The sequence below is a fragment of the Nonomuraea terrae genome, assembly GCF_004348995.1.
GTDB classification, from domain to species: Bacteria; Actinomycetota; Actinomycetes; order Streptosporangiales; family Streptosporangiaceae; genus Nonomuraea; species Nonomuraea terrae.
Window position 1 is genome coordinate 1 of sequence record NZ_SMKQ01000103.1, and the last position, 18,882, is coordinate 18,882.

The window sequence follows — 18,882 nt, forward strand, 5'->3', positions numbered from 1 at the left end:
AGCGGCCAACGCCATCGATCACGTCCTGGCTTGGTCACACTTCCGGCGGCTTCATCAGACACGCGCTCTGATCAGCCACTACCGGCGACGCGGTGACCCATTCCCAGCGGACCTACGAATGTAGTACCGGTGGGGACAGTTTCTCCATGATGAGCAGCATCGCTGCACTCACGGAGTCGTCGACGATCACTGGTTCCGAGGCATCCGGCCCTGTCAGCAACGGCTCCGGCAGCCACGGCCCGACATAGGACTCGCGGCGTACGCGTGCGCTCTTCAAGATGTCGTAGGACCGTCTTGCGGCCACCGTGACCAGCCATGCCTGAAGATCATCGACCCTCCCCAGATCTGCTCCAGCAGCCCGCAGCCACACGTCTTGGGTCACGTCCTCAGCATCGGCCACACTGCCCAAGAGCCGGTATGCCACACCGAAGACTGCAGGCCGATAGCGTTCCCATTCGCCTCCGAGTGCGTCAGGGTACTCAGACGCCTTGCCCCCCTGCCCCGTGTCCATACAGATCGCAGCCCTTCGCGGATCTCGTGTGCTGATATCGTCCGGACTGAGGTTCTGGCGAACTTCCCAGGATTGCCGGTCTGCCAGTGAGTGCATCAGTCGCACGCGGCGCGGCGGGCCCGCGCGATCCTCCTCGCCGCGGTCTCCAACGCTAATCGCTCACCAGACCTGGGCGAACTTCCTGGCGGTCAGGCGGCGGCCCTCCGCTCGACGCGTGTCGAGGATCTGCTCGATCACGTGTGGCGCCAGGTGCGGCTTGAGGTCCACGGCCGCAGTTCCGTAGTTCTGCCGGAGCGCGGCCAGAGCATGGGCAGGGCGTGGGGAGCGTGGCAGGCGGCTGTCCAGGCTCTGGTCGCGGCCTGGTACGCGGCCGACGCCGAGCTGCAGCACGCGATCATCCGCGACGATCCCGAGCGCTTCGCCGCGTGCCCCGGCCGGCCTCACTCACCTTGACGCGTACGAGGCCGCCCGGCACCGGATGTGGATCCCTGGTCTCTCCGCGGCCGTTTGGCGGCTGCGGAGACGACACTGTCGAGCAGGCATCAGCCTGCCGATGGCGCCGTCAGCGGTGCTGACCGGCCAGACCTTCTCCGACCTGATGATGAACATGTGCAGTATCGTCATCACGGCGCTCGTGGGCCGGTACGGCAACGCGCGGCTCGACCTTTCGCAGGCCGACATCGAGTATCCCGAGACCGAGATCGACCTGCGCCTGTCCTACGGCTCCGTCACGATCATCCTGCCGCCCGGCGCGACCGCGGACATCGACAACATGCACACCCAGTGGGGCAACATCCCGTGCAGGGGTCCCGGGCCGCAAGCGCCCCGGGACCCCTGCACGTCCGCGTCACCGGCGAACTCCTCTACGGGAATGTGCGCATCCGCAATCCCGACCGGAAGAAGTGGTGGAGCCGCCGCTGAGGCCGGGGACTCACGCCACCCGGGCGTCCCAGTCGATGACGTAGCGCTGCTCGGGGCCGAGGGTCTTCTCCGGGTTCGCGACGGTCTTGAACATGAGCGACATCATCAGGGGCATCAGCACCCTGCCGATCGGGCCCGGCGCCTTGGCGTGGTTGATCCGGGCGGCGCGGGCGGCGACCTTCTCCACCCGGCCGCGCCGCAGCCGCTCGAAGGCAGCGAACGCGGACGTCGCGTCCGGCAGGTCGCGCACGCAGCGGGCCAGTTGCACCGCGCTCTCGATCGCCAGCGACGCCCCCTGACCGGAGCTGTTGGACGGCGCGTGCGCCGAGTCGCCGACCAGCACCATCCGGCCGCGGTGCCAGCGGGCGACGCTCCGCAGGATGTGCAGCGAGCCGACCACCTGCAGTTCGCCGGCGTCGCTGGTCCGCATGAGGTCGCGGCCGGGGTCGTCCTCGGCGAAGGTGTCGCGCAGCTTCCGCATCCACTCGGACGGGGGCACCGCGCGGGCCTCGGTGAGGCTCATCGGCCGCTCCTGCGGCAGGTTGACCCCCCAGCGGGTGCCGCCGCCCGGCTCGGGCCAGTAGAGGTAGTAGCCGCCCTTGCCGAAGGTGAACATCATCGTGCCGGGCTCGACGCCGACCTCGTGCCGCGCGACCGCCTCGAAGCCGAGTAACCCGGTGTAGTCGGGGCCTGGCTCGTCCGGGTCGATGAGGCCGCGCACGGTCGAGCGGACGCCGTCCGCTCCGATGAGGATGTCGGCGGTGGCCTCGCCGCCGTCGGCGAACCTCGCGGTGATGCCCGTCGCGGTCTCCTCTGCGCCGACCAGGCGCCTGCCGTACTCGAAGGCCACGCCGGCGGCGACGGCCCGGTCGTGCAGGCCGCGGTGCAGGTCGTTGCGGTGCACCTGCCGCATCGGGGGCAGGCCGGTCAGGCCCGTCATTTCCACCCGCTTGCCGCCGATCGCCAGCGTCTGCCGCAGGACGGGCGTGGCGATCCGGGTCACGATGTCGTCCACGCCGAGGACGCCCAGCGCGGCGACGCCGTTCGGCGCCAGTGAGAGGGTGCCGCCGATGCCGTCGGTGGTCCTGGGGTAGGCCTCGTAGACGGTGGCCTCGACGCCGGCCTTGTGCAGCGCCAGCGCCGTCACGGGTCCGGCTATGCCGCCGCCGATGACGATCGCGGTCTTGACCTTGCTCATGATCTTCTCCCTGGGTGATCGGTACCGCCCTGGGAGGGAGCTATCCTCGTGGTTGCCGCCCCGGATCGAGCGCCTTCCCAGGTCTTGGTTCGAGGTAATGGCCCTGGCGTGGTGTTGACGCACCGCGCCGGGGCCTTTCGTTCAGTCGGCCGACATCTTCTCTTCCGCCAGGCCGATCAGCTCCACCGGCAGTTCACCGGTCTCGTGGAATGCCCGCCAGCCGTCGAGCCCCGGGTAGACGCCCGAGGTGATCTCGGCGAGCAGCCCGCGGATCCAGGCCGCCTCGGCCTCCTTCATGGCCAGGTCGTACTCCGACTCGACCAGGAAGAGCCTCGGCACCTGCTCGGTGTGCTGAGCGAGCGTGTCGCGCTCGGTCGTGATGGTGTCCTCCAGCAGATCCAGCCGTCGCCGCAGCAGAGTCGCGGCCTCGTCCGGGTGGAGCGCGGCGAGCACCGAGAGCCCGGCCCGGAAGCGCGGTGTCTCGGGCATGGGCGTCGAGACCAGCTCACGCGTCCAGTCGACCATCTCGGCCCGGCCCTCGTCGGTGATGCGGTAGACGGTGCGCTCGGGCCGGCGGCCTTCGCGGAAGCTCTCGTGCTCCGCGATCAGGCCGTGTTTCTCCATGTTGCGAACGACCGTGTACAGAGATCCCCATTTGATCTCCATGTCCTGGTCCTTGCCCCAGCCGGTCAGCGCCCTGGCGATCTCGTACGGGTGCATGGGCCGCTGGACGAGCGCCGACAGCACCGCGAGCGCCATCAGGTTGCCGACCTTCCGCCGCTTCGCCATCTCACTCACCGCCCTTGCTTACGATTACTCTTCTGCGAGTATACGCGCACGAGCAGGAACCCCACAAGGGCGCGCTCCAGGCGCTCGGCCGCGGACACCGCACCCGCCAGCCCTTCCCGGGCAGCTGGCGTAGGTGGAAACCGGCTGCGTCACCGTGATTGCGCGGCGCGCAGGAGGCATTCCCGCACGGGTGTGACGGGAGGGCGGGGCGCCTGTCCGCTGGACCAGGAAGCCGGTGTTGATGGCCGGGTCCTCGGAGGACAGCAGTGTGAGGAGTGTCCCCGAGGCGAGGTCGTCCTCGCACAGGTAGCGCGGCAGGACCGTCACGCCCGAACCGGCGGCGACAGAAGACCTTACGCCGCGCAGGTCCGGGACGACGACGGCGGGACGTGCGGACAGGCGTGCCAGGAAGACGTGGCGCCAGTACCGGCACAGAATCGGAAGGTCCTCGGCGTACGCGACGAGCTGGGCGTCCCGGAGCGGCCCCTGGTCGTCGCAGGTGAGCGGTCCGATCTGTCCGGCCCAGGCCGGTGCCGCGACGAGGACGAACTCCTCGTCCATGAGCGGGACCGCGGCCAGGGCGCGGCCCCGGGGGCGTGCCCTGTGCGGGCGGTTTCCCCTCGCCCCGGCCATGAGATGGAGATCGTTGTGTCGGTGCAGCCTCGCCCGTGGCCACAGATTCCGGAGATGACCGTGAAGGTCGCCCGAGCCGTTCCTGCGAAGGACGCTTATCCGCTGGCCATGCGGGTGCGTGATGAGCTGGGCGAGTTGTTCGCCGCCGCGTACGGGGCGCGGGGACGACCTGGCCTGTCGCCGGGGATGCTGGCGCTGATCACCGTGTTGCAGAAGGTGGAGAACCTGACTGACCGGGCAGCGGCTCAGCGCGTCAAGTACGGGATGGACTGGAAGTAGGCGCTGTCGCTGGAGTTGGATGATCGGGGCTTCGACCACACAGTACTCAGTGAGTTCCGGGCGCGGGTGGCCGCGTACGGGCTGGAGGAGAAGGCCCTGGACCTGCTCCTGGCCGATAAGGGCCTGGTCAAGACCGGCGGCAAGCAGCGGACCGATTCCACACACGTGATCGCCGCTGTTCGGGACTTGAATCGGCTGGAGATGGCCGGGGAATGCGTTCGTGCCGGTCTTGAGGCGTTGTCGGCTGCCGCGCCCGGGTGGGTGGAGCAGGTCTTGGAGGTGGGGGGCTGGACCGGCCGGTACCGGGCCCGGGTCGGTTTCTGGCAGCTGCCGACCTCGGAAACGAAACGGGCTGAACTGGCCCGCGCCTACGGAGCCGACGGCTACGCCCTGGTCAGCGCCGTCTACGCGCCGTTCTGCCCAGCCTGGCTGCGCCAGTTGCCCGCCGTTCAAGCGCTGCGGGTGATGCTGATCCAGAACTCTGCGCGCGTGGTCGACAACCGTGGGCGGGAGGTGGTCAAGCGGCGGGAGTCTCTCGAGTCTGGTGGTGAGGGACTCCCGCCGGGCAGATACCGGCTGACCTCCCCCTACGACGCCGACGCCCGGTGGGCCGCCAAGGGTGATGATCTCTTCTGGAATGGCTACAAGGTGCACGTCAGCGAGACCTGCGACAACACTCCTGACGCCGTCGCCGCTGCGGCCGGCACCGGCGAACCGCAACCACCGAATCTGATCACCAATGTGACCGCCACCGACGCCACCGCGCCCGACAGCCAGGCCACCGACCCGATCCACCAGGCACTCGCCCGGCGCGGCCTGCTTCCCGCCGAGTACTACCTCGATTCGGGCTACCCCTCAGCCGAATTGCTCGTCGCGCGCGGGAGAAATTCGGGATCGCGCTGGTCATCCCCATGTTGCTCGATCAGTCCCCGCAAGCACGCGCCCGGACCGGGTTCGACCGCACCGCGTTCACCATCGACTGGAACAACCGGCAGGTCACCTGCCCGCAGGGCACGCGTAACACATCGTGGATACCGTGCGCCCAGCGCGGCACCGACGCGATCCGCTTCTCCGGCCGGGACTGTCAGCCTTGCCCGGTCCGGCAGGCGTGCACCACCGCCACCGTCCGGGGACGTCAGCTCACCATCCGCCATCAGCGACGTAGGCGTGGGAAGGGATTCGGAAGGACTGGCCGCTGATGATCGGTGACAGCCGTACACGTCCGGAAACGCAACGAAGCCCTTGACTCACGTTTCCGCTGGTCAAGTGCCTATTTCATAAGGTCGAACCTGGCGCCCCCGGCAGGATTCGAACCTGCGGCACCCGCTTTAGGAGAGCGGAGGTTACTCCGCCCATCTGGGCGCGTTGAGCTGGGGAAATAGCGTATACGCCGCATTGGCAGTGGAAGATCATCTCGCACATGTCCCCATTCCCGTCCGAGAGCAACCACGTCATCCAGAGGCGAGGAATCCGGAGCACAGGGCCGCCAGGGCCCGAGCACCGGAAGCGGCGCGGCAGCCTGATCCGCCTTTCGCTATGCACCTCGGCGGCTGGACCTGCAGCGCCTACGGAGCACCGCATCGGTAACCAGCGATCTCTAACAGCCTTCCGGCTTACGCACCCCCCATCGGGCCCTCGATCAGGGCTGCACCCACGGGGCCCTCCACTTAGGAGGGACCCCGTGGCATGCGGGTTGCTACGCGGCAACGTCACTCACCCGCGTTTCCCTGATTTAAAGGTGCAGTCCACAGCGCACAGGGAGTCGGACCACCTCGCAGCAGCCAGAGCACGCGCCAGGCTGAGGATCACATGCGCCACCCGTGCTCGCAATAGAAGTCTGGCCGCCAGCGCATCAATCCTATGGTGGCACTGCCATGACCTGCTTTGATGTCGCGAATCAGACTCAAGACTCGAAATCCTGGGGGCTGCTCACTCCTGCATCAAAAGCGCGTCCATGGCTTAATCAGCTTTGCTGGCGACTCCTATGCAGTGAGACGATCGACGACACATCCAGATGGGACGGCAATCCCTCTAGATGTAGTTGTGCAGTCCGCAGTGCTCTGGCTCGCGATGAGCCGTGGGCCCACCAAGGAACCAAGGAGTCGCCATGCCCAGGAAGGTTCTCAACCAGTCGACATCCATGTGTGTCCGGACGATACCTACCCCTCCGCACACTCTCGCTCCTCTCGAAATTGTTCTTGTCATCGTGATCTTCGTCTTCTCCGGGGCTCTGGTGGCGGCTGGACATGCCATGGAGGAAATAGTCGCCCTCGTCTGCGCCGGCGGAGTAATCGGCTATAGGCTGATGCGGCTCGGCAGAAACGCAACCACTACTGCTCTTCAGCGATGAGGGCAAACACGCATGGGGCGTCGGGAGATTTCGGTCGCCGCAGCTAGTGAGCCCCTGCAGCAGCTGGCGCTGTGGCTTCGGTCGCAGCGCCAGCAGGCAGGTCTCACTTATCGGCAAATGGCCAAGCTAACTAATATCAGCGCCAGTACCCTTTCTCGGGCGGCTAGTGGCTCTACCGTTCCCAGTCTCAAAGTAGTTGCTGCCTACGCGCGCGCATGTGGAAGTAGCGTGGAAAGGGCGAAGTCACTGTGGGAGTCGGCGCGGCGAGCTGATCCACTGGTCCCTAAAATGGATCAACCCGTTCAACGCCTGGAACTGATCGAAGATTTTTCGCAATTGCGCCTCGCCATGTCTTTTCTTCGTTTCAAATCTGGCTATCCATCGTTGCGGGAGCTGGAGAGACGGGCCGGCAAGTATGGTGAATTGCCGCGCAGCACTTTGCGCCTCGTGCTTAAGGGAGAAGCCATCCCTTCTTATGCACTTCTGTGCTCCTTTGTTGAAGCATGCGGCGTAGCCAGTGACGAGCTGACCTCATGGAAGTCGGCATGGCAACGCGCCTACGCCAAAAACTTTGGGTATGGACCTCCGGTGGATCGTCCGCAACCGACGATAAATCGATCGATTTGGGGAGAAAGCAGTAGAAGGATCCCCTATGACGAGCAGTCGCTTGCAGCCCTACAGCAGCAACTTGAAAGTCAATCGCTAATTCATGGTCATTTGCATCCAAGTGTGCTCGAAACTCGCCATGACATCGCCCGAAAGTTAATCCAAGAACAGCGGTGGGATGAAGCGATAGTCGCACTGGATGCTCTATTGCTTGATTGCCAGTTGGCCTTTGGTGATGATGCGTTTAGAGTTCGGGCTATAAGGCGGGAAATTTCCGTCTGCAAACACCGTCAGGGCCATCACCAAGAGGCGGTTATAAGATTGAAAAGCCTCCTCGAAGAACAAATCCGAATCCTCGGTCCAGGCCATCTGGAGGTCTACAAAACGCGCCATAACCTAGCTCATTGCCTTGCCGTTTCAGGAGATCTATTGGAGGCGGTAGCTCACATGCAATCGTTTCTTGAATCCCGCGTAGATCGCTTCGGATATGATCACCCATATATGAAAAAAGTTCGGGATCAGTTGGCGAACTGGCTCGAGAGGATCGAGAAAGAGGCAGCTCCTGACTAGGATCGGCGCCTGATGGGAGTAGCTGGGTTAAGTCGCGCTGCTCAGACTTATATGCCCAGCTTCGCGTCGTGCGTGGTCTTCACTTCGCCTCCCACCGCGAGCTCGCAGGATCAACTTCGGCGGCAAGTGCTCGCCCTGGCCGGCAGCAGCGGGGCCGGATGGGCCTACTCCTACAACTGATTAGGAGGGCCTTGTCGACGATCTTGCCGCCGACTTCAGGATCTCGTTGGCCAGAAGTGCAGTTCACGGATCTTCCGCTCTGCCCCAGCGATCCGCTGCGCATCGGAGGCTCTCGATCGGCTGATCGGGACGGGATTGAGTGAAGATCCCGGTAATCTCAGGATGTATCGGTGATGCGGCCCGACGGGCTTCCGCTCTGATGGCGGACACGCCCCCATACCGCACGAGTCTTTCGTGCTGCCTGGGGGTAGATCCGTGGCCGTTTTCCGGCATTCGGCGGAAAGTCTGGTCCAGCTGGTGTCCGAGTCGGTGCCCGAGCGCGTCCTCAGTGACGTGATTGCGGACACCCTGCGCGCCACCCAAGGGATCAATCCGGGTAGGGGTGAACGCAAGTCCTGGGACCGGAGCATCCCGATTCTGGCTAGAGATCTGGTCGAAGCCGGACTTGGTGGCGTCGAGATGCTCATCGAGTACCAACTCCCGTTAACCAGCAAGCGGGCCGACGTCATCCTCGCCGGGCGCGACCGGCGGACGGGAGCCGATTCCTACCTGATCGTCGAGCTCAAGCAGTGGAGCCAGGCCGAGCTGTACGAGGACGACGCCGAGCTTGTTCTGGTGTCGGGCATGGGCGATCGGCCCAAGCTTCACCCGGTCGTGCAGGTGCGGGGCTACTGCGAGTACCTGGCCGATTTCGTCGGGGCCCTGGATCAGCACAGGAACGCGGTGCGTGGGGTTGCGTACCTGCACAACGCCAGCGATCCGGACATCCACGATCTCTATGACCACGTCGAGGGCGAGCGCACCAGGCTCTTCAGCAAGACACGTAGGGGCCAGTTCGTCGACTACCTCAAGGCTCAGTTCGCGCCCGAGTCCGGGGCCGAGGCGGCCGATCGCCTACTGTCCAGCGCCATCCGCCCGTCCAAGCAGCTGCTAAAGGTCGCTGCGGGCGAGATCAAGAACCGCGACCAGTTCGTCCTGCTGGCCGAGCAGCGTCTGGCCTACGAGATGGTGCTGCACGCGGTGGAGAAGGCAGGGGCAGGCAACTCCAAGCAGGTAGTGATCATCACGGGAGGACCCGGCTCCGGCAAGAGCGTCATCGCGCTGTCCCTGCTGGGCGAGCTCTCCGATCGCGGCTACTCGGCTCTGCATGCCACCGGTTCGCGCTCCTTCACCGAGACGATGAGGCGCGTTGTCGCCAGGGGATCGACCCGGATGAAGGCGATGTTCAAGTACTTCAACAACTTCATGACCGCCAAGCCCAACGAACTGGATGTGCTGATCTGCGACGAGGCCCACCGCATTCGCGAGACCTCGGCCAACCGGTTCACCAGGTCGGCCGCGCGGACGGGCCGGCCACAGCTCGACGAGTTGATCGCCGCCGCGCGGGTGCCGGTGTTCCTGCTGGATGAGCATCAGGTGGTACGGCCGGGGGAGATGGGACGGGTCGCTGACATCACGGCCTACGCCCATTCTCTCGGCCTTGCCGTATACCAGGTCGATCTGGACGCGCAGTTCCGCTGCGGCGGGAGCCGCAAGTACGAGGAGTGGGTGCTGCGGCTGCTGGGCCTGGACGGCGGCGCTCCGGAGGCATGGACGGGTGACGACCACTTCACCGTGTCCCTCGCCGAGTCGCCCTACGAGTTGGAGGCCCTGTTGAGGAGCCGGCTGGAAGCTGGGTATTCGGCGCGGATGACGGCGGGATTCTGCTGGCCCTGGAGTGCCCCAAACGGGGATGACAGCCTGGTCGCGGACGTACAGGTCGGCGACTGGGCGCGGCCGTGGAACGTCAAGGGTGAAAGAGCTGTGGGGAACGCTCCGGCCAGCGCCTTGTGGGCCTCGGCGCCCGGTGGCTTCGAGCAGGTGGGATGCGTCTACACCGCCCAGGGCTTCGAGTACGACTGGAACGGCGTGATGTTCGGCCCGGACCTCGTCTATCGCGACGGCAAACTTGTCACCGTGCGCAGCGCCAGCAAGGACCCAGCGCTGATGCGCAGGGGAGTCAGTGACGAACAGGCGGACCGGCTGATCCGCAACACCTACAAGGTGCTGCTGACTCGCGGCATGATGGGCACCACCGTGTACTCGGTCGATCCGGCAACCCAGGAGTTCCTCGCGGGGCTGCTGGAACCTCGTGGATGAGGGCTCCCCTGGCCTTGGCGAGACGCGCGAGCATCGCCTCGTCCAGCGGGCCAGGGTGCGGTGGGTGGTGGGGTCGGACGGCGCCGTCTGATGGGATTGCAGCCGGGCCATCGTCGCTGCAGGGCGCTCCATCTTGACCGTCGTCCGGCACGTGCTGTCGACCCCGACGCCCCCTTCGTCGACCTGGGCCCGACTTCTGCGACAAACGCATCACCACCGAACGCCGCAACGCCGTATGCCGGGCTCCGCCCCAGCCTGCCCAAATGACTCACTGATTTTGGGCTAAGAAGGTGAGGGTACTCTGTCGCCGTAGGGAGCTTGACCTGGGCAAATGACCTGCCGACATGCGCAGCATCACAATCACGCTGGGTGGCGTGAGAGGGACGGTTGCTGCAGAACAAAGAGCTTTCACGTCGTGCCGCGAGCGCTCCCAGAGGAACGGCAGCGCCCTATGTCCGGTTTCGAGTAGCAACGATCTCTTCTCGTTCGGGCTCAGCCTATGGTCGGTTCGTCCGCAGATTCCATGCCTTATCCTTGACGATTTGTGAAGATTGGCACCCGGTGGGTAACTCGATCGGGAGCGGATATCCCTGAGCCGAAATGTGAACGCTCACAGTCGCGCAGCCACGCAGAAAGGCGGCTATGCTGCCCTCTAGTACAGGACCGGACATGTCTACGCCCGCGAGCAGCGAAGAAGGGAGGAGATAGCGTGAGCTCCTCCCTGATCGCGGCGATGGCCAAAGCTGAACCCCTCTATCAGATTCCCGAAGACGACTTGGTCGGCGATGTTCTGATACCGGCTATGGCAGCAGCTGATGAGGCCCGCATCGGAGCTGGCTTCTTCAGTTCTCGATGTTTTGCGCAGATAGCGCCAGGATTGGCCGACTTTCTAGCTCACCCCGACCGCCACTTGAGCCTCCTGATCAGTCCAGAGATTGACGATGCTGATCGCGAAGCGCTCGAACGGGGGGCCAAATCTCCTGAGCAGGTCATCCATGACCTCGAACACAGGCTGTTTACTGAAGCGGTAGTCTCGTCGTCGGCTCTTGTACAGCACACTCTAGATTGTCTTGCATACCTCGTAGCCAAGAAACGCTTGACAGTCCGCTTTGCCTTGATGTCGCGCGGACAGTATCACAAGAAGAAGTGGCTCCTGCGCGGTGGGACTGAGTGGCTTGCCGTGCATGGCTCGGGCAATGCTACCGCGCGTGGGCTTCTTGTGAATGGTGAGCAGATGACTGTTGACCGGCCGTGGGTCGATGGTCGGGCAGCGGAGGCACGGGTAGCCAAACTGCTCACGGGCTGGGAACGAGACTGGAGCAACCAAAACCCACATGTGCTCGCCATTGAAATCGTGGACGGCCTGCGAATAATCGGCAAGCGAGGAGCGCTGCAGTCCGTCCCCACCGTCGAAGACTTCTGGAAAGCCTGGCAGGTAGACCACATGCGTGGGCTTGAGCCAGATCTTCCACCCGGAGTCACAATAGAACCTCCTCGTCTCCTGCGGATACCGGATGGCCTGGAATGGGAAACAGGTCTGTATCAACATCAGGGAGTCGCTGTTAGGACATTCCTTGGTGCCGGCTCCCGTGGGATTCTCGCCATTGCCACTGGTGGGGGCAAGACTCAAACATCACTCATTGCCTCAGTAGTTGAGCAGGACCGTCATAGTGGCCCTATGCTCTTGATGATAATTGTGCCGACAGCGCCGCTAATGCGGCAATGGGTAGAGGTGATCCGCCGGTTCGGTGTTGAACCTGGTATGCCCAGCAATATGACTGTTCCCAAGCGACGCGTGTGGCTGGAAGAGCTCAAAGCAAGCCTAGCAACTAAAGCAAGATACACGGCTGTCGTTTTGTGTACCCAGAAGCTGTTTACTGGCGACATGGCATTGCGTCAGGCCATAGATGGCCTGGCGCCACATGTGCAAACCATGATCATCGGTGATGAGGCGCACAACTTGGGTGCGCCGGCCTTCCTGCGCGTGGCACCTCAACGCTTCGATATACGTCTCGGCTTGTCGGCGACGCCGTCACGCCAGTACGACGAATCCGGAAGCGCTCAATTGTTTGACTACTTCGGTTCGCCAATTTACGAGTTCACGCTTGCTGATGCAATCACGGTCGGATGTTTGACGCCGTATCGATACTACTTGCACGAAGTGAATATGACCTCGGACGAATTTTCGGCGTATGTTGACTTGAGTCGGCAGCTCCGGCGCAAGGGTTTCTCTAGACAGGATGATGGCTCTACCGAAGGGCGAGACGATCAGATCGAACACCTGTTGCGTAAGCGGCGTGCTGTTCTCGAACAGGCGTCGGGGAAAATATCAGCGCTTGAGGCTCTTCTCGTTGAGACTGGCGTACGAAATGTCTCTCGGACTCTCATTTATGCTTCGGCGAAGCAGCAGGTTCTGGGAGGGGCAAAGCAACTTGAAGAAGCGAATGCCCTTCTTCGTCGGCTCGGTATCCGGTTTCATGAATTTACCAACACGGAAACCGGTCGTAGTGGATCGGAGCGTTACCTCGAAGCGTTCGGTCGAGGAGAGTATCAGGCGCTGACTGCCATGAAAGTGCTCGATGAGGGCATTGACCTGCCAGAAACTGATACGGCCTATCTCTTGGCGTCGAGCACTGTTCGCCGCGAATGGGTTCAACGGCGTGGGCGGATTCTTCGACGCGCAGAAGGTAAGACGCATGCGGTGCTCCATGACTTCATCGTGGTGCCACCGGCTGACGAGGCAGGTGAAGGACGCACGATTCTCACCGGAGAGCTCCTGCGTGCTCGCGAATTTGCCGGTGCAGCTGAGAACGAGTACGACCCGGACGGTCCCCGGACGGTCATTAACAGGCTGGAGCGCATCCTTTAAGGCAGAGGTCCTAGAATGGCAGTCACCCCCCGCATCAATGATGTAGCCAAGCAAGAGGTGTGCGCGGTAGAAGAGCGTTATCCTGGATACAGAGCAGCGCTGGTGAAAGCTCTCGATGACGTGGTCGGCTTGCAGTCAAAAGAACACACCACTCAGCGTCGAGAAGAGGTAACCAAGGTAGTTGAAGTACTCGGTCGATCGACGGTCATCGCCAAGGGCGGAGAAGGCTAATGCTCATCAAGTCCGTGCGCATCGTCCGCTTCAAGCTGATGCGTGACGTTACGATTCACTTCTCTGCCGACCCTGCCAAACCCCTTACAGTCATTCGCGGTGAGAATGGCTCTGGGAAGACGACTTTGTTGTACGCCATGCTATGGGGCCTGTATGGAATGCAGGGATTGACCAAGATTGCAAACGTCGACACACCGCGCCTTACCTCTACGTTCTGCCCTCCTGGCGTACCTGTAAGCGTTGAGGTAGAGATCGTTTTCGAGCATACGGATGATCTAGGCACGAGTAGTGAGTACCGCCTGCGTCGTATGGTTCTAGAGACCCCGATGGCCGATACTCCTCCGCGGCGGGCACGAGACCAAGTCACCCTATTCCGGCTCACCCCAGAGGGCGACAAGCCAGTAAATCCTGCGGAAGCCTGGATCGAGCGGCTAATTCCGCAGCGTCTGTCGGACCTCTTCTTTACAAACGGCGACGACATCCAAAAGTTCATCTCTGGCCGTGTCCATTCGCATGAGCGGCAGAGCAAAGTTCATCAGGCAATTCGAGAGCTCCTTGGCATCGATCAGTTGACGTCTTCGGTTGCCGACCTGAAATATGTTCACGGAAACATTAAACGCCGAGTGTCCGCGGAGAGCGGCAAGGACGCTGAAGAACTGGAGAACATGTGCGAGAACCTCCGCCGCCAGATTACTGAGCAAGAGGAAAAACGCGCAAATCTCGAAACCCGCCAGAAATCGATGGAAGCTCAGCAGCACGAGTGGAATCGTGAACTTAACCAGCTGCGTGGCATCGGCGATCTCGACGAACTGAATACGCAAATCAATGCGCTCAAGAAGCGCATTGAGGGGTGTCGCAAGCGAGTGGAAGCAGCCCTTGCTGATATGCGGACTGCTTTCAAGAGTCAGGCACTGTCCTTGGCGCTTGCAGCAACAAGTGTCGATCAGGGTCGGGCGAAACTTGAAGAACTCGCCGACCGGCGTGTGATTCCGAACACGTCCCTGAAGATCCTCGAAGACCGGCTGGAAGACGGCGAGTGCATCTGCGGCGGAGATCTGCGTCTTGGTTCCGTCCTGAGGGACCACGTTCAGCACCTGCTTGACGAGCAGCGCGAGAACTCTGAAATGGCTCAACGTCTGACGGAGTTGCGCTATGACGCGCGAGGTCTCGCCGTTGCTGCTACGGACAATGAAACCTTCGCTGCTAGGCGCGAGGCGACGCTTGTGGCATATACGGCAGCACGGGATGATCTGTCACGTGCCGATGTGGAGCTAAAGCAGGCCGAGACTAAACGCAGGCTGATCGATGACACCCGTGTGCGCACCCTCACTGATGAACTTGCAGCTGTGGGCAAGAAGATCGGTGATGGAGTTCTCGAGCTAGGGCGTATCGAGGAGCGCATAAGCTCCCTTGAAACCCAGCTTGGAGAGCGCGAGCAAGAACTCGCTAAAGTCACGCAAAAGAACAAGGCCAACCGGGATCTCATCATCAAGCGTGATGTGGCCGAGGAGCTGCGATCTCTAGCAGAACGAGTTCAGCGCCGACTTGAAGGCGAGTACGTGCAGATGGTGTCTGCTCGCCTGCAGGAGATTTTCCTGTCGATCGTCGGTGCCGAACCGGACGCCCAGCTCGGCGTTTTCCGAGGCGTCTCTATCACGGAGAAGTTCGATATCGTGGTCGAGAGCCAGCATGGGACGAACCTTGATACAGACTATGAGCTAAATGGTGCATCGCAGCGTGCACTAACCCTCGCCTTCATCTGGTCGCTTATGGAGGTTGCTGGGATTACCGCGCCACGCCTGATCGACACACCTCTAGGTATGGTTTCAGGAGGAGTGAAGCAGCGGATGGTTAATACCATCACTCATCCTCCAACCGGCGACCAGCCGCCGTACCAGGTCATCCTCCTTCTGACCCGGTCCGAGATCATGGAGGTCGGTGAGCTACTGAGCCAGCATGCCGGCGCGTTCGCGACGATCTCGTGTAGCAAGGACTACCCCACTGACCTTGTGTACGAGTGGCCCGGGGAAGAACCGGAAGTCCGAGCGTGTTCCTGCACGCATGAACAGGCATGCCGAATTTGCGCACGCAACATCGATAATGCGCATGGGCTTGCGTTTCGTAATATGGAGGCAGCGATCTGAATGGCAGATATCATCAATCGATACGCCGCCATTGACCTGTACATGCCTGAGGACTCTCATCGAGTAATTCGTGAGCATGTGGGGCAGGGCCAGCCGTTTCCTCGCCAGGTCGATGCCTGGTGGATCGCATTTTGCCTTGGTATCCGACACAAGGAAAAGCGACCCCTGCCGGAAAAGCGTACCAAGTTCATGGATGGCACAATCCTGAGCAGCGATCCTTGGCGAATAGTTCATCTGGAACTGATCGCCCTCGGCTTGCATGGCGAGGAGATCCTTACCCGTCCTCGTGAGGTCGTGCAAGTAGCCACGGAGCACGCGAACTACGGCCTTGAGGTTCTGGTCAACGCGCTGACAGGGCAGAACGAACCTACGTTGGCTCTGATGAATTTTCTTGATATGACGACGCTATAAGCGGAAAGGCCTTGGGCGCATGCATATGGGTTGGGGCTGACAGAAGCACGTGAGATCTTCGTCCGCCGTCGGGGCGAGTGCGTAGGGTGGAAACGCATGTCGGCGTAGATGCGCACGTGAAGCTATGGGCTGCAGGGAAAAACTCGTAGAATTCCGGGTTCGCAACTGATGGTCTGGTATGAGCGTCTCGGAGAGACCGTGGAGCGCCTGACAGCCAAGCTTGAGGCGATCTTGACGCATCTGGTTAAGCGGCAACGCCAGCTTGTGCCGATCGTTCCCCGAGGTGTGTCAAGTCGCGATTAATTGTGCATCGCTCCACCTGTGCGTCAGCTTCTCGTCCCTGTGGTTAGGCATGATCCAGCGGCAGTCTTGGTCTCAGGGAGGTCTAGGATAGTCAGGTTGTCATGACAACCATGGTCGATTGCCGATCTACCTCTGAGCCGGCCTGCTGAGCCGGCCTGCTGAGCCGGCCTGCTGAGCCACCGGATGCGCTGTGGTGGAAGAAGCGCCATGTAGTGGCCGGTCGCGGGCGAGAAGCCGGATTGCCCTAGGGATTTACTTCGTTATCCGCGAGACAGCCCATGATGTCGGAGGGGTTAGCTAGTATCTCAGTGCACTCCTGGCGAGGCGAGAGTCGCCTGCGAACCTCGTCGCCAGGAGTCACGAGGGGAAGGCGTGCCGGCGTTGGGAGCTGAACGTGTCGACTGATACTGATCGTGCGGAAGTGGTGTATCTCGACTACAATGCCACGGCTCCTCTGCGTCAGGAGGCGCTCGAAGCCATGTTGGACTCTTTGGGAAGCGTCGGCAACGCTTCCAGTGTCCACATGGCAGGCCGTGATGCGGCATCGCGCGTCGATCTTGCCCGTCAACGACTTGCCCGCCTGCTCGGCTGTACGCCCGGCGAACTCATCTTCACGTCTGGCGCGACAGAGGCGAACAACCTAGCGCTCCGTGCGGGCTATGCGAGCGGTCAGACTCTTGTCACTACTGCTGTTGAGCATCCTGCGATTCTGGAGGTGGCCCGCGCCGTCACTGCGGATGGCGCTGGCACGCTGGTGGAGCTGCCGGTGGACCGACATGGCGCCGTCAAGTTGGCACCTTTGGAAGTGGCGTGCCGTCAGGGCAAGGTGGCGATCGTCTCGGCAATGCTGGCTAACAATGAGACAGGCGTCCTAACCGACCTTGGGCCCATTATCAAGCTGGCGCATGAGGCAGGGGCGCTCGTGCACAGCGATGCAACTCAGTATGTCGGTCGCCTTCCGCTGGATCTGAACGAACTTGATGTCGACATGCTGTCACTGTCTGGTCACAAATTTGGAGCTCCGCAGGGGATTGGTGCACTTTTTGTCCGTCGCGGCATATCTATGCCTCACCGCCCCCTTCTGATCGGAGGTGGTCAGGAGCGAGGTTGGCGCGCAGGCACACTAAACGTACCCGGCATTGCCGGTCTGGGTGCTGCCGCCGAGGCAGCTCGAACTCGACTGCACGACGAAGCCGCTCGTATCGCCAGACTGCGTCATGTACTTGAGGACGGATTGAGGTCGCGCCTACGCGACTGCCGCATTAATGGTGACCGCTCAGCCCGGCTGCCTGGTGTCGCGAGTGTCACCTTTCCAGGGGTTCCCGCGGATGCGGTTCTGGCCGCGATGCCGGAGATCGCCGCCTCTGACGGCAGCGCCTGTGCCTCGGGTGCTCCAACTCCGAGCCACGTGTTGATGGCGATGGGGCTAAGCCGACAGGACGCTGACTCGACGCTGCGATTCTCCCTGGGCTATGCCACTACCGAAAACGACATCGAACGGGCCATAGCGGCCACTGCCCGCGCTGTCGCAGACGTTCGAGCGGCCATGGCATCTACCGCGAAGCCCTAATCATCCGCCATCAAGCGGAACTAGCCCTACCACCCACCGAAAGGTCCCAGCGCATGTCCGACAGCCGGCTGGCAGAAGCGACAGAGCCGAAATTCGCCCGGCACGAAACATTCGCTCCTCGCTATGGCTGGCTCTACAAGGCTCACACCGAGATTGTTCGGGACGGCGAGGGCGGCAGCGACATCTTCCACCGTGAGAACGCGCCTGTGCTGCTGGGCGTCGGCCGGAACATGGTGAACGCTATCCGGTTCTGGTCGCAGGCGTTTAAGCTCACCCGGGAACACCCACACCGAGACCCCTCCAATCGGGCCTATATCGCCTCTCCGACTTGGAGGGCGGAGTGGCTGCTCGGTAAGAACGGCGCGGACCCTTATTTGGAGGACACCGGAAGTCTGTGGTTGCTGCATTGGTGGCTGCTGTCCAGTGAACCAGGGGAGCAGGGGGCCAAGTGCATGGTGCCCAGCTGGTACGTGATGTTCCACTTGGCGCCGTTCTCCAAGGTCACAACCGCAGAGATGATCACGCTGATCACCCGGCATGTGCACGAGAGCTATCCCGAGAACGCTGTGCCGGCCGCAGAGTCGATCAAGCGGGACGTGGACTGCCTCATCAAGATGTACGCCCTCGACCTAGAGCCCAATTCGCAGTCGCAGGGCAGCTTTGAAGATCAGCTGATGAGCCCGTTCCGGGAGCTTGGTTTGCTGGAAGGGCAGGGCAAGGGCAAGAGCCGCGTCTGGCGGTTCACCACCCGATCCCGGGTCAATCTGCCAGCAGCGGTGCTGCTCTACGCATGCCTTGACTACGCCTCGCACGTCACCGGGGGCAATTCAATCTCTCTGGCCCGGCTCGCGAACGAGCCAGGCGCTCCCGGGCGCGCCTTCCGCATGCGGGAACCCGAGCTCATCAAGGTTATAGAACCGCTCGTCACGGATCAGGATGATCTGCAGATCACCGACTCGCTGGGCCAGCGGAGCTTGTCCTTTGCCGTAGATCCTCAGCAGTTGGCCTGGGACATCCTGGATCGGCACTATGGAGATATTCGTCGCCAAGTCGACCTTCCGACCCCTGAGGAGTGGAAACAGCGCTTTCCCGGTCTGCAGCACGTCAGTAAGGGCCGCAAACGTGAACAGCAGTCAGAGCAGCCCGAAGTTCTGGAATTGACCGAGGAGCAGGTGTGA

At 62.3% G+C, this 18,882-nt stretch carries 16 protein-coding genes and 1 pseudogene; 12 read left to right on the forward strand and 5 right to left on the reverse strand.

Annotated features, from left to right (window positions below; all coding sequences use genetic code 11):
* Positions 1 to 112: 112 nt before the first annotated feature.
* The 5 genes from E1286_RS27530 to E1286_RS27550 all read right to left on the reverse strand — a co-directional run bounded on the left by E1286_RS27530 (position 113) and on the right by E1286_RS27550 (position 4,052).
* Positions 113 to 607: a sigma factor gene (locus E1286_RS27530; protein WP_342776269.1), complete on the reverse strand. Its 495-nt coding sequence runs from the start codon at positions 605 to 607 to the stop codon at positions 113 to 115.
* Positions 608 to 670: 63 nt separating this feature from the next.
* Positions 671 to 901, reverse strand: a complete 231-nt coding sequence (locus E1286_RS27535) for a hypothetical protein (RefSeq protein WP_132616944.1) — start codon at positions 899 to 901, stop codon at positions 671 to 673.
* A 541-nt stretch (positions 902 to 1,442) separates the two neighbouring features.
* Entirely contained in the window at positions 1,443 to 2,630 is a 1,188-nt protein-coding gene (locus tag E1286_RS27540) for an FAD-dependent oxidoreductase (protein ID WP_132616946.1), read from the reverse strand.
* 141 nt (positions 2,631 to 2,771) lie between these two features.
* Entirely contained in the window at positions 2,772 to 3,419 is a 648-nt protein-coding gene (locus E1286_RS27545; RefSeq protein WP_132616948.1) for a PadR family transcriptional regulator, read from the reverse strand.
* A gap of 24 nt (positions 3,420 to 3,443) precedes the next feature.
* Positions 3,444 to 4,052, reverse strand: a complete 609-nt coding sequence (locus E1286_RS27550; protein ID WP_132616950.1) for a substrate-binding domain-containing protein — start codon at positions 4,050 to 4,052, stop codon at positions 3,444 to 3,446.
* 54 nt (positions 4,053 to 4,106) lie between these two features.
* Between E1286_RS27550 and E1286_RS27555 the strand changes: the two genes are divergently transcribed.
* The 12 genes and pseudogenes from E1286_RS27555 (at position 4,107) to E1286_RS27610 (ending at position 18,882) form a co-directional block, all read left to right on the forward strand.
* Positions 4,107 to 4,331: a transposase gene (locus E1286_RS27555; RefSeq protein ID WP_132616952.1), complete on the forward strand. Its 225-nt coding sequence runs from the start codon at positions 4,107 to 4,109 to the stop codon at positions 4,329 to 4,331.
* A gap of 911 nt (positions 4,332 to 5,242) precedes the next feature.
* Positions 5,243 to 5,530 carry a transposase gene (locus E1286_RS52160; protein ID WP_132616954.1) on the forward strand — a complete coding sequence of 96 codons (288 nt, stop codon included), beginning with the start codon at positions 5,243 to 5,245 and terminating at the stop codon, positions 5,528 to 5,530.
* Between the two features lie 908 nt (positions 5,531 to 6,438).
* Positions 6,439 to 6,681 carry a hypothetical protein gene (locus tag E1286_RS27570; RefSeq protein WP_132616956.1) on the forward strand — a complete coding sequence of 81 codons (243 nt, stop codon included), beginning with the start codon at positions 6,439 to 6,441 and terminating at the stop codon, positions 6,679 to 6,681.
* Between the two features lie 12 nt (positions 6,682 to 6,693).
* Positions 6,694 to 6,906: pseudogene (locus E1286_RS52165) on the forward strand (helix-turn-helix domain-containing protein); the annotation flags it as partial.
* A gap of 63 nt (positions 6,907 to 6,969) precedes the next feature.
* Positions 6,970 to 7,857, forward strand: a complete 888-nt coding sequence (locus tag E1286_RS27575; RefSeq protein WP_246075215.1) for a tetratricopeptide repeat protein — start codon at positions 6,970 to 6,972, stop codon at positions 7,855 to 7,857.
* A 435-nt stretch (positions 7,858 to 8,292) separates the two neighbouring features.
* Positions 8,293 to 10,176: a DNA/RNA helicase domain-containing protein gene (locus E1286_RS27580; protein WP_246075216.1), complete on the forward strand. Its 1,884-nt coding sequence runs from the start codon at positions 8,293 to 8,295 to the stop codon at positions 10,174 to 10,176.
* A 709-nt stretch (positions 10,177 to 10,885) separates the two neighbouring features.
* Complete coding sequence (locus tag E1286_RS27585; protein ID WP_132616960.1) at positions 10,886 to 13,045, forward strand: DEAD/DEAH box helicase family protein; 2,160 nt, start codon at positions 10,886 to 10,888, stop codon at positions 13,043 to 13,045.
* A gap of 15 nt (positions 13,046 to 13,060) precedes the next feature.
* Complete coding sequence (locus E1286_RS27590; protein ID WP_132616962.1) at positions 13,061 to 13,276, forward strand: hypothetical protein; 216 nt, start codon at positions 13,061 to 13,063, stop codon at positions 13,274 to 13,276.
* A complete protein-coding gene (locus tag E1286_RS27595; protein ID WP_132616964.1) occupies positions 13,276 to 15,420 on the forward strand; it encodes an AAA family ATPase in 2,145 nt (714 codons plus the stop codon). The genes E1286_RS27590 and E1286_RS27595 overlap by 1 nt, the downstream gene beginning before the upstream one ends.
* Positions 15,421 to 15,831, forward strand: a complete 411-nt coding sequence (locus tag E1286_RS27600; RefSeq protein ID WP_132616966.1) for a hypothetical protein — start codon at positions 15,421 to 15,423, stop codon at positions 15,829 to 15,831.
* 697 nt (positions 15,832 to 16,528) lie between these two features.
* Complete coding sequence (locus tag E1286_RS27605) at positions 16,529 to 17,704, forward strand: cysteine desulfurase family protein (RefSeq protein WP_246075218.1); 1,176 nt, start codon at positions 16,529 to 16,531, stop codon at positions 17,702 to 17,704.
* 53 nt (positions 17,705 to 17,757) lie between these two features.
* The gene (locus E1286_RS27610; protein ID WP_132616970.1) at positions 17,758 to 18,882 is read left to right on the forward strand and encodes a DUF4007 family protein; all 1,125 of its coding nucleotides are present in this window, start codon (positions 17,758 to 17,760) and stop codon (positions 18,880 to 18,882) included.

Excerpts from the sequence above, each read along its gene's own strand:
- E1286_RS27530 (WP_342776269.1), bottom strand. The coding sequence starts at position 607 with ATGCACTCACTGGCAGACCGGCAATCCTGGGAAGTTCGCCAGAACCTC.
- E1286_RS27540 (WP_132616946.1), bottom strand. The coding sequence starts at position 2,630 with ATGAGCAAGGTCAAGACCGCGATCGTCATCGGCGGCGGCATAGCCGGA.
- E1286_RS27545 (WP_132616948.1), bottom strand. The coding sequence starts at position 3,419 with ATGGCGAAGCGGCGGAAGGTCGGCAACCTGATGGCGCTCGCGGTGCTG.
- E1286_RS27550 (WP_132616950.1), bottom strand. The coding sequence starts at position 4,052 with ATGGCCGGGGCGAGGGGAAACCGCCCGCACAGGGCACGCCCCCGGGGC.
- E1286_RS27555 (WP_132616952.1), top strand. The coding sequence starts at position 4,107 with ATGACCGTGAAGGTCGCCCGAGCCGTTCCTGCGAAGGACGCTTATCCG.
- E1286_RS52160 (WP_132616954.1), top strand. The coding sequence starts at position 5,243 with ATGTTGCTCGATCAGTCCCCGCAAGCACGCGCCCGGACCGGGTTCGAC.
- E1286_RS27570 (WP_132616956.1), top strand. The coding sequence starts at position 6,439 with ATGCCCAGGAAGGTTCTCAACCAGTCGACATCCATGTGTGTCCGGACG.
- E1286_RS27575 (WP_246075215.1), top strand. The coding sequence starts at position 6,970 with ATGGATCAACCCGTTCAACGCCTGGAACTGATCGAAGATTTTTCGCAA.
- E1286_RS27590 (WP_132616962.1), top strand. The coding sequence starts at position 13,061 with ATGGCAGTCACCCCCCGCATCAATGATGTAGCCAAGCAAGAGGTGTGC.
- E1286_RS27595 (WP_132616964.1), top strand. The coding sequence starts at position 13,276 with ATGCTCATCAAGTCCGTGCGCATCGTCCGCTTCAAGCTGATGCGTGAC.
- E1286_RS27600 (WP_132616966.1), top strand. The coding sequence starts at position 15,421 with ATGGCAGATATCATCAATCGATACGCCGCCATTGACCTGTACATGCCT.
- E1286_RS27610 (WP_132616970.1), top strand. The coding sequence starts at position 17,758 with ATGTCCGACAGCCGGCTGGCAGAAGCGACAGAGCCGAAATTCGCCCGG.